Origin of the sequence: Pararoseomonas baculiformis (genome assembly GCF_017813395.1) — a bacterium.
Taxonomy (GTDB): Bacteria; Pseudomonadota; Alphaproteobacteria; order Acetobacterales; family Acetobacteraceae; genus Roseomonas; species Roseomonas baculiformis.
Window position 1 is genome coordinate 47,056 of sequence record NZ_JAGIZB010000004.1, and the last position, 14,374, is coordinate 61,429.

Here is a 14,374-nt window from a genome sequence, read left to right on the forward strand (position 1 = left end):
CCCTCGACAAGTCGCCGACCTGATCGCTTGCGGCGGGGCCCGCCCCGCCGCATGACAGGCGCATGACGACCATCCGCGACAGTCGCCCTGACGACATCCCGGCCATCACGCGCATCTACGCCCATTGGGTCGAGCATGGCCGCGCCTCCTTCGAGCTGACCCCACCGGGCGAGGCCGAGATGGGGGCGCGGCGGGAAGCGGTGCTGGCCGGCGGATACCCGCATCTGGCGGCGGTGGACGGGAACGGCGTCCTGCTCGGCTATGCCTATGCCTCGGCCTATCGCCCCCGCCCGGCCTACCGGCACACGGTGGAGAACTCGGTCTATGTCGCGCCGGGCGCAACACGGTCCGGTACGGGCCGGGCCCTGCTGGAAGCCCTGATCGCGCGCTGCGAGGCGGCGGATTTCCGCCTGATGGTCGCGGTGATCGGGGATTCGGCGAACCGGCCCTCCATCCGCCTGCATGAGCAGCTGGGCTTCCGCCATGCGGGGGTGATCCCCTCGATCGGCTGGAAGCATGAGCGCTGGCTCGACACGGTGCTGATGACCCGCCCGCTCGGGCCCGGCGACAGCACGCCGCCCAGCCGGCCCTGAACCGGGGCGGGCGCGCCCCGCGCCGCCCGGCCGTTCCCCCCAGGTCAGTCCTCGGGCCCGGACTCGGCGCCTTCGGGCCGGGCGGAACCCGGCTCCACCGCCTTGCCCTGGCCACGCCTCACCACCTCGCGCGCCTCGGCCAGCAGCGCTTCCGGCACTGTCCCCCGCTCGATCGGGCCGGCCAGCACGCAAAGATCGGCAAGGATCGGCCAGTGATCCGAACCGAAGGCGGGCAGCACGCGCAGGTCGCCGATCACCATCCCCGGCCCGGGCATGATGTGGTCGAGCGGCCATTTCAGCAGCCACTCCTTCGCGTTCCAGGTGATGAAGGGCCCGCGGCCGATGCGCGGGTCACGGAAATCGCCGATCCGCCGCATCCGGTCGAGCACGGTTTCCCAGGGCACCGCATTCAGGTCCCCGACCACCACATGTGCCATCCTGTCTCCCCGCGCCGCGAGCGCCATCGCCATCAGCTGGCCGTCTCGCTCCGCCGTGCTCTGCCCGAACTGCGGCGGGCGCGGGTGGATGGCGTATATTCGCACGCGCCGCCCGGAGGGCAGCGTCACCGTCGCGAAGGCCGAGGGATTGCGCGAGTTGGTCAGGTTCTGGATCGACGCCTCCTCCAGCGGCAGCTTCGAGGCGAGATAGATCCCGTAGTAGTTCTCCCTGGCCTCGACCAGGCTGTGCGGCATCCGGGCCGCCAGCGGCGCCAGTTCCTGGCGCCACGTCGCGTTCGTCTCCTGGAACCAGGCGATGTCCGGGTCGGCCTCCTGCACGATCCTCAGCAGGCGATGGTCGCGGTCGTTCGTCATCTGCACATTGGCGGACAGAACGCGCAGGCGCTCCCCGACCGGGCAGGATCCCGAGGGAGCCTCCGGCGCGGGCCAAGCCGCGACGAGGGGCACGAACCACGGCGCGAGCAGGACCGCCTGCCAGATGCAGGCGAGCGCCAGGGCGGCAGAGGCGCTCCAGCTTTTCCAGCCCCGCCCCGGCAACAGGGCCAGCAGGACCATCAGGAGGAGCATGACCAGGAGGATCTGGAGCCGGGGATAGCTGAGCATCCGGATCCACCACGCATCGCCCGGCAATGCGGCCAGCGCGGTCGCCAGTATCCCGGCCACCGCCAGAAGCATCAGAAGGGCGCGCGCGGCTTTCAGGACGAACGATGTCATTGCCCTGCAAACGCCACCATTCCTGCCCTGGCGAAGGAGCGCCAGTGGCTCGGGACGGTTTCAGGAGGACGGCGCGGCCCAGGGCTGCGGCAGCGTATCGCCCGCTATGTAGAGCGGATGCCCGGGCTGCCCGTCGGCCGTCACCCTGAGCGCGAGCGGCTGCGCCCCGGCCCTGGCGAGAATCCCGGCCAGTTGCGTCGCACGCCAGCGCAGCGGCTTCGGCGGCAGCCCCCAGGCCACCACCACGCGCTCCGCCCGCGCCGCCCATTCCGCGATGGCGGCATCATTTCCGGGCCCCACGGGGTCGTCGCATTCCAGCAGCATGGCCGGCCTGGTCGCGCGCAAGGCGAAGGCGTTCAGCACCACCATGGCACCGAAGCCCCAGCGCCGCGTGAAGTCCCGCGCGCGGCGGACGGTGGGGTCGTCCACATTCTCATCCGCCGTGCTGGGGTTCATCATGATCCAGGCGCAGACCCCGGGGGAGCCGAAAGGCTGCCCGTCCCAGCGCCGCTCCAGCACCGTGCGGTAGCGGCCATCGTCGGAGAATTCCGCGCGGCTCACCACCTCCGCCCCGATCTTCAGCCGGACCTTGCCGCCGGGATCATGCAGGTCCTGCGGGCGGCGGGCTGCAGGGAAGAGATCGGCCAAGGATGCGGCCTCAGCGCGCGCTCGCGCTCGCCTCGGACCGGGTGGCGCCGACACGGGAGGCCAGCGCCGCGGCCATGAAATCGTCCAGGTCGCCATCCAGCACGGCGGCGGGATTGCCCTTTTCCACCCCGGTCCGCAGGTCCTTCACCATCTGGTAGGGCTGCAGCACATAGGACCGGATCTGGTGGCCCCAGCCGATATCCGTCTTCCCCGCCTCGGTGGCGGCGGAGACGGCTTCGCGCTTCTGCAGCTCCAGCTCATAGAGGCGGGCGCGCAGCATATCCATGGCGATGGCGCGGTTACGGTGCTGGGAGCGGTCCTGGGTGGACGCCACCACGATGCCGGTCGGGATATGCGTGAAGCGGACGCCCGATTCCGTCTTGTTCACGTGCTGGCCACCGGCGCCGGAGGCACGGAAGGTGTCGGTGCGCAGGTCGGCCGGGTTGATGTCCACCTGGATCTTGTCGTCGATCACCGGATAGACATAGACGGAGGCGAAGCTCGTCTGCCGCTTGTCATTGCCGCCGAAGGGCGAGATGCGCACCAGCCGGTGCACGCCCATCTCCGTCTTCAGCCAGCCATAGGCATTCGGGCCGCTGACCTGGATGGTGGCGGACTTGATCCCGGCCTCGTCGCCCTCGCTCTGCTCGGTGATCGTGACCTTGTAGCCATGGGCCTCGGCCCAGCGCGTGTACATGCGGAGCATCATCTCCGCCCAGTCCTGCGCATCCGTGCCGCCGGCCCCGGAATTCACTTCCACATAGGCGTCGTTCGCATCGGCCTCGCCTGACAGCAGGCTCTCGATCTCGCGGCGCTTCGCCTCGGCGGCCAGGCGGTGCAGGTCGGCCACCGCGGCATCGGCGGTGGCGGAGTCGCTCTCCGCCTCGGCCAGCTCGATGAGATCCAGCGAATCCTGCACCTCCTGCTCCAGCTTCCGCACGCCGTCGATCTGGTCCGCCAGCCGCGTGCGCTCGCGCATCAGCTTCTGCGCGGCGGCCGCATCGTTCCAGAGGTCAGGGTCCTCGGCGCGGGCATTCAGCTCATGCAGCCGCACCACGGCGGCGTCCCAGTCCAGGTGGCGCCGCAGCAGGGCGACGCTATCGGCAATCTGGGCCTTCAGGCTTTCGGCATCGGCACGCATCGGTCAGCGGGTCCAGTCGGGTCGTCGCGGCGGCGCGCCGCGCGAAGAGTCATTCGGCGGCAGGCCGCGCGGAGAAGGTTTCGGCGGAAAGCCGCGCCGTAAGCCGCGGCTACGCCGATCCGATCTCCGTGCAGGTGGTACGGGCACCCCGGATAAATGGGGAGTCGGGGCGGACCTAGTAAAGCCCGCCCAGGCTGCTGTCCACGGCCGAGGCGGTCGCGCCGCCGCGGCCGCCGGAGCCGTAGCCACCCCCGCCGCCGGCATATCCGCCGCCGCCTCCCCCGGAGGATACATAGCCGCCCATCGGCGGCCGCGCGGCATCCTCGGTGCCGGGGCGGAAGGGCTCCAGGATCGACTGGCCGTTGCTCGTGCTGACGCGAACCAGGGCCACCCCGGGCGGGGCGCGGAAGGGAACGGGCGGGCTTCCCTGCAGGGCGGCCGAGACCACGTCGTTGAAGATCGGGGCAGCGTTCCCGCCCCCGGTCTCGCCCTCGCCCAGGCTGCGCGGCTCATCGAAGCCCACCCAGACCGCCACGACGATATCGGGGGTGAAGCCGACGAACCAGTTGTCGACATAGTCGTTGGTCGTGCCGGTCTTGCCGGCCACGGGGCGGTTCAGCCCCTTGGCCGCGGCCGTTCCGGTGCCGCGCTCGGTCGCGCCCTGAAGCAGCGCGACCATCTGGTAGGCCGCGATCGGGTCCACCACCTGGCGGCGGGCATCGGCCAGCCGGGGCGGCCCGGCCGCGAGATCGGCGTTGCATCCCTCGCAGCGGCGCGCATCATTGCGCCAGACGACATGGCCGAAGCGGTCCTGCACGCTGTCGATCAGCGATGGCTCGACGAACTTGCCGCCATTGACGAAGGCGGCGTAGCCGGCCGCCATCCTCATGACGGTCGTCTCTCCCGCGCCGAGCGACATGGAGAGGACGCGTGGCATGTTCGGGATCACGCCGAAGCGGCGGGCCGTTTCCGCCACGCGGTCGATCCCGATTTCCTGGGCCAGCCGCACCGTCACCTGGTTCAGCGATTTCTCGATGGCGGTGCGCATGGTCACCCAGCCATTGGAGTTGCCGCTGTAGTTGCCGGGCCGCCAGACGCCCTGGGGCGTCATCATCTCGAAGGGAGCATCCAGGAGCTGCTGATTGGGCGGCACGCCCATCTCCAGCGCCGTCACATAGACGAAGGGCTTGAAAGAGGAGCCGGGCTGCCGCATCGCCTGGGTGGCGCGGTTGAACCAGGACTTCTCGAAGTTGAACCCGCCCGACATGGCCAGCACGCGGCCCGTGGAGGGATCGAGCGCGACCACGGCCCCCTCGACCTGCGGGATCTGCCGCAGGGCCAGGCGTTCGGCACGGGCGGGGGCGTTGCCCCGGCCCTGGGCGGTCGCGGAGACGGTTTCCACCATCACCACGTCGCCGGGGCTGACCACGTCCTGCATGCGCCGCATGGCGGGGCCCATCCGGTTGTCCCGCAAGGCGCGCGACCAGGTCACATCCTCCATCGCCAGCCGGCCTTCGCGCGGCTGGGCGGGGGTGCGGGGGTTCGGCCGCTCGGCCCAGCCGAGCCGGGCGTCGCGGTTGTTCACCTCCAGCACCACGGCCAGGCGCCATTCCGGCAGCATGCCCGGCACGCGCTGCACGCCCTCCAGCGCCGGCATCCATTCGGCCGGGGCCGCGGAGATCTTCGTCACCGCGCCGCGCCAGCCGCCCCGGCGGCGATCATAGGCCAGGAGGTGGTCCCGCAGCGCCTTCTCGGTCGCGGCCTGGAGCTTCGGGTCCATGGAGGTGCGGACGACGAGCCCGCCCATGGTGGTCTGCTCCGGCCCGAAGCGCGTGTTCAGCTCGCGCCGAACCTCCTCGGTGAAGTACTGGCCGACCGCGACGACGTCGGGCCGGGCGCGGCCGCGGGGCTGGATCGGCTCCTGCTTCGCCGCATCCGCCTCTTCCCGCGTGACGGAGTGGTCATCGACCATGCGGTCCAGCACCCAGTCGCGCCGGGCCTTCGCCGCCTCGGGGAAGCGGCTGGGATTGTAGTTGTTGGGTGCCTTCGGAAGGGCGGCGAGGAAGGCGGTTTCGCCCAGGGTCAGCTCGTCCAGGCCCTTGTTGAAGTAGTTCTGTGCCGCCGCGGCCACGCCATAGGCCTGGAATCCCAGGAAGATCTCGTTCAGGTAGATCTCGAGGATGCGGTCCTTGCTCATCGCGGATTCGAGCCGCTGGGCCAGGATCGCCTCCCGCACCTTGCGCATGATCGTGCGGTCGGCGCCCACCAGCATGTTCTTCGCAACCTGCTGGGTGATGGTGGAGGCGCCGATGCTCCGGCGGCCCGTGCCGAGAGCCTCCAGATTCGTGAAGGCCGCACGTGCGATGGCGAGGGGATCGACGCCGCCATGGGTCCAGAAATTCTGGTCCTCGGCGGAGACGAAGGCCTGCTGCACGCGCCTGGGGATGGCGGCGATGGGCACGAACACCCGGCGCTCCAGCGCCAGTTCCGCCATCAGCCGGCTGTCGGCGGCGAAGATACGCGACATCTGGGGCGGCTGGTAATCGGCCAGCCAGGCGTGGTCGGGCAGGTCGGCCGTGGCGTTGCGCCACATCCCGTACCCGGCGATGCCACCGACCACCAGGCCCACCATGCCCACACCGAAGACGAAGCCGATCGTCCGCCGCAGCCAGATCGCGCGGCGCGGCCGCGCCTTCTCGCGCATACGGGGCGGGCCGGGCGGAATGTCCATCGGATCAGGCTGCTCCGTGGGCACGGCCTCGCCTTGAGGGCGGCGCTCACCCACCAGCGGACGTTCGGCGCGGAGATCTCTCGATGGCATCCTGTTCCTCACGGCCGCCCCAACGGAGCAGCCCAACCGATCCTTGGTAGTTGGCGCATCCCCTGCCCGATGACAGGGCCGTGCCGGCGCTTTCTACACAACTAATCTTACAACCTTATCATGAAGGCACGTTTCCGCGCCCTCGCCCGTCCGGTAGCCCACCCCCGCGCCATAGGCGGATCGGTAACCCCGCGCCCTCGCGACGGTTTCCAGGCGCAACGTTCCGCACAGCGGTCCGGCACGAGCTGTGGCGCGGGTGCCATGGGACGGCCGCCGCTACCCCACCGAGGTAACTCCCAGCCCTGGCCGCTCCAGGTAATCCTCGATGGCTGAGGCAAGGGCGGTGGCGACCACGGCGCGGTGACGGGGCTGCTTCAGCTGTGCCTCATCCTGCCGGCTCGACAGGAAGCCGATCTCGACGAGCATGGAGGGAATATCGGGTGCCTTCAGCACGGCGAAGGCAGCCTGGCGGTGGGTGTTGGGCAGAAGCGGCACCCGCGGCCGCAAGGCGCCCACGGTCATGTTGGCCAGGCGCACCGAGCCCTGCCGCGTCTCCTGCCGCACGAGGCTGAGGAGGATGCGCTGCACATCGGCCGGCACGGGCGGCAGGTTCAGCCCGCCAGCCGCATCCGCGGCGTTCTCCCGCCGGGCCAGGGCGGCAGACAACGCGTCCGATGCGGTTTCCGAAAGGGTATAGACGCTGGCGCCCCGCGCCCCCGGGGCGGAATCCGCATGGACGGAGACGAACAGCGTGGCCCGCTGGCGCCGCGCGAACTCCACCCGGCTGCCGAGCGGCACGAAGACATCGCGCGTGCGGGTCATCGCCACCCTGCAACGCCCACCGGCCTCCAACCTGCGGCGCATCTCCTGCGCGGCGGCCAGCACGATGCGCTTCTCCTGCGTGCCCGTGGCGCCGATCGCGCCCGGGTCCTTGCCGCCATGGCCGGGATCCAGCACCACCACCGGGCGTGGCGCACCCTGGCCCGTGGCGATCGGCCGCCCCGGCCCGGCCAAGCGGGCAAAGGCCGCCGGCGTGCCGGGCTGGATCGACAGGACCAGCGCGCCGCCCTCGCGGCCGATATCCGGGGCGCCGACGGGGCGGGTGAGATCGATATAGAGGCGGCTGGCCCGCTCATCCCAGCGCAGGCTGCGGACCGGTGCGATGCCCGAGAGGACGCGCGGCCCCTGCCAGCCATGGCGCGGAAGGCTCAGCACCAGGCGCTGCGGCCTTGCCTCGGCCAGCAGGCGCCAGGGACCGCCTGCGGCCCCGGGCAGCACCAGCCGTACCCCATTCCCCTCGGCGCGCAGGCTCGCCCCGTCGGCGGCGGCCGGTCGCGGCGCCACCAGCGCGGCCAGGGCCGCGGCCAGCAGGCCACGGCGCGGCAATGATCCCTTCATCTCCTCACGTCCCCCCTCAAGGTCGTCAGGTATCCCCTTGCCCTACATCGTAGCATCGGGATTGCGGTTGAACCTTGTTCGAAGCGTGACGGAAGGAAACAGGCGCTTCGCGGGCGGGTGTGGCCCGTGGCACACAGCGCCTTGCCCCTCGTCCCCCCCCTGCGTATGGTGCATCGCCCCGGCGGCACGCCGCCGGTGGAGGGTTCCGGGTGCAGCCGATGCGCAATCGCTGCCAGTCCTGCGCGGCTTGTCCAGCCAGTTTGGACGCCCGAACCCCGTAGCGCCCCGGAAAGGGCCGCCGCCAGAGCCGGTTGCCGGCCGGGCGAGCCGGCCCGGTACAAGGGGCAGCGGGGCGTATCAACCTTCCCCGGCGCGCGCCATGCGGCGCGGCAGGGCCAAGCGTCCCCTATCCGGGACCGGCGGACCGCCTCGCGCCAGTCGCCGGCCCGCCCGCGCGTGCCCTCGCCCGAAGCGAGGGCGGCGCGCCGAAGGGGTCGCGCAGGGCACGCCGAAACCTCCGGGCACGCTTCGTGCCCATGAACAGCATCTGGGCTGCCTCCGGGCCGCCCGCGACGGGAGAAAGGACGGATGACGGCGATGCTTCGCTCTGCCCCGCGCCGCGCCTATCCCGGCCCAGCAACCCTCACCGCCGCCGGCTGCCTCAGGCCCCGCGCGGCGCGGAGCTCCGCCTTCCATGACCAAGCGCATGCTGATCGATGCATCCCACCCCGAAGAGACGCGGGTGGTGGTGCTGGACGGCAACCGTCTTGAGGATTTCGACCTCGAGACCCAGAACCGCCGCCCGCTGAAGGGCAATATCTACCTCGCCAAGATCGTCCGCGTGGAGCCCAGCCTCCAGGCCGCCTTCGTCGAGTATGGCGGCAACCGCCACGGCTTCCTTGCCTTCGGCGAGATCCATCCCGACTACTACCAGATCCCCGTCGCCGACCGGCAGCGCCTGCTTGAGATGCAGGCCCAGGAGGAGGATGACGAGGACCCCGAGGACGAGATCGAGACCGCGGCCGAGCGCCGCGCACCCGATGACGATGCCGACCTGATCGGCCGCGACGACACCGGGGCGCATCGGCAGGCCCCGGCCGCCCAGGAGCCCGCCGCTTTCCCCGCCCCGGGCGAGACCCTGGACGAATCCGGCGCCACCGCCGACACGACGACCGCCGCCGAGGCCCCCGCGGCGCCTGACGCCGATGCGCCCGCAGCGCCCGAAACCCCTGCCGGCGAGACCGGCGGCGGCGAGGACGGCGCCCCGCCGCCCGAGACCACCCCGCGTGCCCAGCCCATGACCATGCATGTGGACCGCGTGAGCGAGGGCGACCCGGTGGCCGAGCCCTCCCGGTCCGGGAACGAGACGGATTCCGAGGACGAGGACGAGGACCAGGCCGAGGCGGCGCCCCCGCCCGAGACGATCGGGGGCGAGGACCGCAACGGCGACGATGAGCGCCGCGAGCGCCGCATCCCCTCCAAGTTCCTGCGCCACTACAAGATCCAGGAGGTGATCCGGCGCCGCCAGATCATCCTGGTGCAGGTCGTGAAGGAGGAGCGGGGCAACAAGGGCGCCGCGCTCACCACCTATATCTCGCTGCCCGGCCGCTTCTCCGTGCTGATGCCGAACTCGCCCAAGGGCGGCGGCGTCTCCCGCAAGATCACCTCCGCCACCGACCGCAAGCGCCTGCGCGAGGTGATCGACGACCTGAACCTTCCGCGCGGCATGAGCATGATCGTCCGCACGGCCGGGGCGCAGCGGCCCAAGCCCGAGATCCGGCGCGACGGCGAATACCTGCTGCGCCTCTGGGACGACATCCGCGAGCGCACCCTCGCCTCCACGGCCCCGGCCCTGGTCTATGAGGAAGCGGACCTCCTCAAGCGCGCCATCCGCGACAACTTCGCGAAGGACATCGAGGAGATCCAGATCGAAGGCGAGGAAGCCTTCCGTCAGGCCCGCGAGTTCACGCGGATGCTGATGCCGCAGAACGAGCGGAAGATTAAGCTCTACCGCGAGCCCGGCATGCCGCTCTTCGCCCGCGCCGGCGTGGAGCAGCAGCTGGACGCGATGATGTCGCCCACGGTGCAGCTCCGCTCGGGCGGCTACATCGTCATCAACCAGACCGAGGCGCTGGTCTCCATCGACGTGAACTCGGGCCGCGCCACGCGCGACCGGCATATCGAGGACACGGCGCTCCGGACCAACCTGGAAGCCGCGGACGAGATCGCCCGCCAGCTGCGCCTGCGCGACCTGGCCGGGCTGATCGTCATCGACTTCATCGACATGGAGAGCAGCCGCCACGACGGCATGGTGGAGCGCCGCCTGAAGGAGGCGCTGCGCCACGACCGCGCGCGCATCCAGGTCGGCCGCATCTCCCATTTCGGCCTGCTGGAGATGTCCCGCCAGCGGCTGCGTCCGAGCCTGACGGAGCACTCCTTCGTCACCTGCCCGCATTGCCAGGGCCTGGGCATCGTGCGCTCTGAGGAGAGCTCGGCCCTGCATGTGCTGCGCGCCATCGAGGAGGAGGGCGCCAAGCGCCGCGCCGCCGAGATCGTCGTGCGCTGCGCCCCCTCGGTCGCCATGCACATCCTCAACCGCAAGCGCGAGCGCCTGGCGGCGGCGGAACAGCGCCACGACATGTGCGTGATCTTCGAGCCGGACGCGGAGATGTCCGCGGCGCAGAACCGCATCGAACGCACGCGCCCGCAGACCCTGCCCGCCCCGACCAGCGCCGCCCCGGCGCTGCGGATGGATTACGCGCCCGAGCCGGTCTTCGTGACCGGGGGCGGCGGGGATGACGAGGAGGAGCCCGTCACCGCCGAGGAGGCCGAGGAGGGCAGCGCCGCCGCCGAGGCCCGCGGCGACGCGAATGGCGAGCGCGGCCGCCGCCGGCGCCGCCGCCGGCGTGGTGGCCGCCGCGAGGAGAATGGCGCGACGGAGAATGCCGAGGGCACGGCGGACGAGGAGGGCGCCGAGGAGGAGTCCGCCGACGAATCCGAGGCCCCGGAGCCCGTGGCCGGGGAAACCCCGGCCGAGGCAGCGCCCGCCGAGGCACCCCGCCCCGAGGGCGAGCGCCCCGAAGGCGATTCCCGTCGCCGCCGTGGCCGGCGCCCGGGAGGCCGTTTCCGCCGGGAGGCCGAGCCCGAGGCGCCCCGCCCGGTGGCCGAGGAGGCGCCGCGCTACACCGGCCCGACCCCGGCCGATCCCTTCGCGGGCACCTATGACGCCCTGATCGAAGCGATGGACGCGGCCGACCAGGCGGCCTCGGCCGAGGCTGCCCCGCGCCAGATCCGCGAGATCCCGATCGCGGCGGCCCCGGAGGAGCGGGTTGCCCCCGCGCCGGCAGAGGCAAGCGCCGGCACGGCCCCGGCCGAGGCACCGGCCATGCCGGCGGAAGCCGCGCCTGAGCCGACCCCGCCCGAGGCCATCCACCCCGAGGCGGCAACGCCGGCGCCGACAGCGCCTGAGCCGGCCGCGCCAGCGCCAGCGTCGGAGCCGGCAGCGTCGGAGCTGACCCAGCCCGACATGCCGGTGCCCGCCGCCGCCACAGCCGTGCCCACCATTCCTGCAATGGCTCCGGCCGACGCGGCGCAGGCCGAGGAGCGGACCGAGCCGGTGGTGGGCACCGTCATCCAGCCCGTGCTCCTGGGCAGCGAGGATGCGCCTTCCGCCCCGGCGAAGAAGGGCTGGTGGCGCCGCTGACGTGACGGACGAGCTCTTCGCGCCGCTGGGCGCGGGGGCGCTGACCCTCCGCGCCCTGCGCGCGGAGGACGCGGCCCAGCTCCACCGGCTCGTGAATGACTGGGAGGTCGCGCGCATGCTGGCGCGCGTCCCCTTCCCCTATCCGCGCCAGCTGGCGGATGAGTGGATCGCCTCCACCCGCGCGCAGATCGCGGCCGGCACCGCCTGGCACCTGGCCATCACCCGGGACGAAGCCCTGGTCGGCTGCGTCGGGCTGACCACCTCGCCCGATGCGCCGCGCCATGCCGAGCTCGGCTACTGGGTCGGCCGTCGCCACTGGGGCCAGGGCATCGGCCCGGAAGCCGCCGGCCGGCTGGCGCGCTGGGCCCTGGCCAATCTCGACCTCGACGTGATCCACGCCTCGGTGCTGGAGGAGAATGCCCGCTCCGCCGCCGTGCTGGCGCGGATCGGCTTCGTCGAGGACGGGATGGCGGAGCAGGACTTCACCGCCCGCAACGCCCGCCTCCCCGTGCGCCGCTTCCGCGCCGGCCGGGCCGAGCTTGCCCCACCGGCGGATGCGCCCGCGCCGGAAGCCCCGGCCGCCGCCACGCCCGCCATGCCCACGGGCGCCAGGCTGCTTCTCGTCGCCGCCTGCGCGCTGATCGATCCTGACGGGCGCGTGCTGCTGGCCCGCCGCCCCGAAGGCAAGCCGATGGCAGGGCTGTGGGAGTTCCCCGGCGGCAAGCTGATGGCCGGCGAGACGCCGGAGGACGCGCTGATCCGCGAACTGAAGGAGGAGCTGGGCATCGACGTCTCCGCCGCCTGCCTTGCGCCCTTCGCCTTCGCCTCCCATCCGCTGGAGGGCCGCCACCTGCTCATGCCCCTCTATCTCTGCCGGCGTTGGGGCGGGACCTTGGAAGGACGCGAGGGCCAGGCCCTGGCCTGGGTGCGCCCGGCAAAGCTCGGCGACTACGCCATGCCCCCTGCGGACAAGCCATTGGTCGCCCTGCTGCGGGACTTCCTCTGAACCTTGCCGGGCGCGGGCTTGACGCGGCGCCGGAACGCGCGACCCTTCCCGCACCGCGCAAGAGAAACGCCAGATGAACCAGCCGACCGCCGCCCTGCTTATCATCGGGAACGAGGTGCTCTCGGGCCGCACCCAGGATGCAAACCTGAAGTTCATCGCGACCAGGCTGGGGGAGCTGGGCATCCCGCTCCGCGAGGTGCGCGTGATCCCGGATGTGCCGGAGGTGATCATCCGGACGGTGAACGAGGTGCGCGCGGCCTTCACCTATGTGTTCACCACCGGCGGCATCGGCCCGACGCATGACGACATCACCAGCGAATGCGTCGCCCGCGCCTTCGGCGTGCCCTGGGAGGTGCATGAGGAATCGCGCCGGATCATGGAGGCCGACTATGCCCGCCGGAACCCGCCGGTGGAGATGAACGCGGCCCGCCTGCGCATGGCCACCCTGCCGCGCGGCGCGACCCCGATCCTCTGCTCGGAAACCTCGGCGCCCGGATTCATCATGGGGAATGTGCATGTGATGGCGGGCGTGCCGCGCATCATGCGCAGCATGTTCGAGGTGGTGGCGCCGGGGCTGGAAGGCGGCATTCCCGTGAAGTCCCGCGCGCTGCACGCCACGGGGCTGCTGGAAGGCCAGATCGCCGCCGGGCTGACCGCGATCCAGGAGCGTTTCCCGATGCTCGATATCGGCTCCTATCCCTATTACCGCGCGGGCGGGAACGGCGTGGCGTTGGTGGCCAAGGGCACGGACGAGGCCGCGCTGGAAGCGGCGGCGGCCGAGATCGCGGCGCTGATCCGCGCCGATGGCAAGGAGCCGGTCGAGGGCGAGCCCGCGGCGGCCTAGCGCGCCTCTCGCCGGGCCAGGCGCACGGCCACATGCCCGCGCATCACGCGCGGGCTGGGCATCACCAGCATGCAGTCGTCATGCGGCGTGCGGATCTCCGCATTCCCGTCGCGGGCGATCAGCGTGCCCGCGCGGGGAATCACCACGCCGCCACGGAAGGGCTCCGTGAAGATGAACTGGCGGGAGGTGGCCGCAATGCCTTTCGTCACCTCCCATACCGCAGCGCCGCTTCGGTCCGGTTCAGGCGCCCCGTGGATCATGCCGAGCGCCCGCAGGAACCCGCTGGCGCAAGCCTCGGCCATTTCCGTCGTCCCGGGCTCCCAATGAAGCCCGGCCTCGGCGAGCAGGGCTACGCGATGGGTGCCCGGCGCGGCGAAGGGCGTGTGGTCCATCATGCGGGGCCCGTCCGGATGCATCCCGTCCAGCACCACCGTTGCCGGGGCACCCACCGCCACCGCCAGCGCGCGCGCGGCCCGGCTGCGGCCGGTCAGCATAAGGGGCTCCGAAGGCCATAGCATGGAATGCAGGTCGAGCAGCGCGTCCGCCGCCTCGATCACCGGGCGCAGGGCGCGCGCGCGGCGCAGTTCCAGGCTGTCCCGCGGGCCATCGAGGATGGCATGGCTCCAGACCCGGTTCATGTCCTCGTCCACGTAGCGGGACAGGGTCGGGTCCTCCGGGTCGAAGCGGGCGAAGGCTTCAAGATTCGCGAAGACGAGGGTGAGCACCCCACGGCGCGGGCGCAGCTCCTGGCGCAGCCAGCGCAGGAGCACGGCGGCGCCCGTGAACTCATTGCCATGGATGAGGGACGTGATCACGGCATGCGGCCCGGGCAGGCCGGAATCGAAGCGCCAGACGCCGGGTATGCCGGTATTGCCCTGTGCCGCCCCGGCCAGGTTCGGCACCGGGATGCGGACGGGGAACTCGCTATCCACGCGGCGGTGCCGCCCTGCCGGCCATGGCCGGGACAGGGCGCATCATGTTCCTGGACAGATGGCGTCTCGCCATTCACGGCCTCCCGTTGCCACTTTATAGACTGGCAATCGGGCGA

At 71.7% G+C, this 14,374-nt stretch carries 10 protein-coding genes; 4 read left to right on the forward strand and 6 right to left on the reverse strand.

Annotated features, from left to right (window positions below; all coding sequences use genetic code 11):
- Positions 1–62 precede the first annotated feature (62 nt).
- Positions 63–593 carry a GNAT family N-acetyltransferase gene (locus J8J14_RS05105; RefSeq protein WP_209378390.1) on the forward strand — a complete coding sequence of 177 codons (531 nt, stop codon included), beginning with the start codon at positions 63–65 and terminating at the stop codon, positions 591–593.
- Positions 594–637: 44 nt separating this feature from the next.
- On the opposite strand, the gene J8J14_RS05110 is transcribed toward J8J14_RS05105, so the two are convergent.
- From J8J14_RS05110 to J8J14_RS05130, 5 genes are all read right to left on the reverse strand, one after another.
- Positions 638–1,765, reverse strand: coding sequence for an endonuclease/exonuclease/phosphatase family protein (locus tag J8J14_RS05110; RefSeq protein ID WP_209378391.1), 1,128 nt, complete (start codon positions 1,763–1,765; stop codon positions 638–640).
- Positions 1,766–1,825: 60 nt separating this feature from the next.
- Positions 1,826–2,413, reverse strand: coding sequence for a DUF1643 domain-containing protein (locus J8J14_RS05115; protein ID WP_209378392.1), 588 nt, complete (start codon positions 2,411–2,413; stop codon positions 1,826–1,828).
- Positions 2,414–2,423: 10 nt separating this feature from the next.
- Positions 2,424–3,554, reverse strand: coding sequence for a peptide chain release factor 2 (gene prfB, locus J8J14_RS05120; protein WP_209378393.1), 1,131 nt, complete (start codon positions 3,552–3,554; stop codon positions 2,424–2,426).
- Between the two features lie 175 nt (positions 3,555–3,729).
- The gene (locus J8J14_RS05125; RefSeq protein ID WP_245215427.1) at positions 3,730–6,375 is read right to left on the reverse strand and encodes a penicillin-binding protein 1A; all 2,646 of its coding nucleotides are present in this window, start codon (positions 6,373–6,375) and stop codon (positions 3,730–3,732) included.
- Between the two features lie 276 nt (positions 6,376–6,651).
- Complete coding sequence (locus tag J8J14_RS05130) at positions 6,652–7,773, reverse strand: N-acetylmuramoyl-L-alanine amidase family protein (protein WP_209378394.1); 1,122 nt, start codon at positions 7,771–7,773, stop codon at positions 6,652–6,654.
- Between the two features lie 694 nt (positions 7,774–8,467).
- Between J8J14_RS05130 and J8J14_RS05135 the strand changes: the two genes are divergently transcribed.
- The 3 genes from J8J14_RS05135 to J8J14_RS05145 all read left to right on the forward strand — a co-directional run bounded on the left by J8J14_RS05135 (position 8,468) and on the right by J8J14_RS05145 (position 13,326).
- Positions 8,468–11,476: an Rne/Rng family ribonuclease gene (locus J8J14_RS05135; protein WP_245215429.1), complete on the forward strand. Its 3,009-nt coding sequence runs from the start codon at positions 8,468–8,470 to the stop codon at positions 11,474–11,476.
- Positions 11,433–12,482 (forward strand): bifunctional GNAT family N-acetyltransferase/(deoxy)nucleoside triphosphate pyrophosphohydrolase, encoded by a 1,050-nt coding sequence (locus J8J14_RS05140; protein WP_209378395.1) that lies wholly within the window; start codon positions 11,433–11,435, stop codon positions 12,480–12,482. The genes J8J14_RS05135 and J8J14_RS05140 overlap by 44 nt, the downstream gene beginning before the upstream one ends.
- A 73-nt stretch (positions 12,483–12,555) precedes the next feature.
- A complete protein-coding gene (locus J8J14_RS05145) occupies positions 12,556–13,326 on the forward strand; it encodes a competence/damage-inducible protein A (RefSeq protein WP_209378396.1) in 771 nt (256 codons plus the stop codon).
- On the opposite strand, the gene J8J14_RS05150 is transcribed toward J8J14_RS05145, so the two are convergent.
- Positions 13,323–14,258 carry a M14 family metallopeptidase gene (locus J8J14_RS05150; protein WP_342452391.1) on the reverse strand — a complete coding sequence of 312 codons (936 nt, stop codon included), beginning with the start codon at positions 14,256–14,258 and terminating at the stop codon, positions 13,323–13,325. The two genes, J8J14_RS05145 and J8J14_RS05150, sit on opposite strands and share 4 nt — an antisense overlap.
- Between the last annotated feature and the right edge of the window lie 116 nt (positions 14,259–14,374).

Excerpts from the sequence above, each read along its gene's own strand:
- J8J14_RS05105 (WP_209378390.1), top strand. The coding sequence starts at position 63 with ATGACGACCATCCGCGACAGTCGCCCTGACGACATCCCGGCCATCACG.
- J8J14_RS05110 (WP_209378391.1), bottom strand. The coding sequence starts at position 1,765 with ATGACATCGTTCGTCCTGAAAGCCGCGCGCGCCCTTCTGATGCTTCTG.
- prfB (WP_209378393.1), bottom strand. The coding sequence starts at position 3,554 with ATGCGTGCCGATGCCGAAAGCCTGAAGGCCCAGATTGCCGATAGCGTC.
- J8J14_RS05125 (WP_245215427.1), bottom strand. The coding sequence starts at position 6,375 with ATGCCATCGAGAGATCTCCGCGCCGAACGTCCGCTGGTGGGTGAGCGC.
- J8J14_RS05130 (WP_209378394.1), bottom strand. The coding sequence starts at position 7,773 with ATGAAGGGATCATTGCCGCGCCGTGGCCTGCTGGCCGCGGCCCTGGCC.
- J8J14_RS05135 (WP_245215429.1), top strand. The coding sequence starts at position 8,468 with ATGACCAAGCGCATGCTGATCGATGCATCCCACCCCGAAGAGACGCGG.
- J8J14_RS05140 (WP_209378395.1), top strand. The coding sequence starts at position 11,433 with ATGCGCCTTCCGCCCCGGCGAAGAAGGGCTGGTGGCGCCGCTGACGTG.
- J8J14_RS05145 (WP_209378396.1), top strand. The coding sequence starts at position 12,556 with ATGAACCAGCCGACCGCCGCCCTGCTTATCATCGGGAACGAGGTGCTC.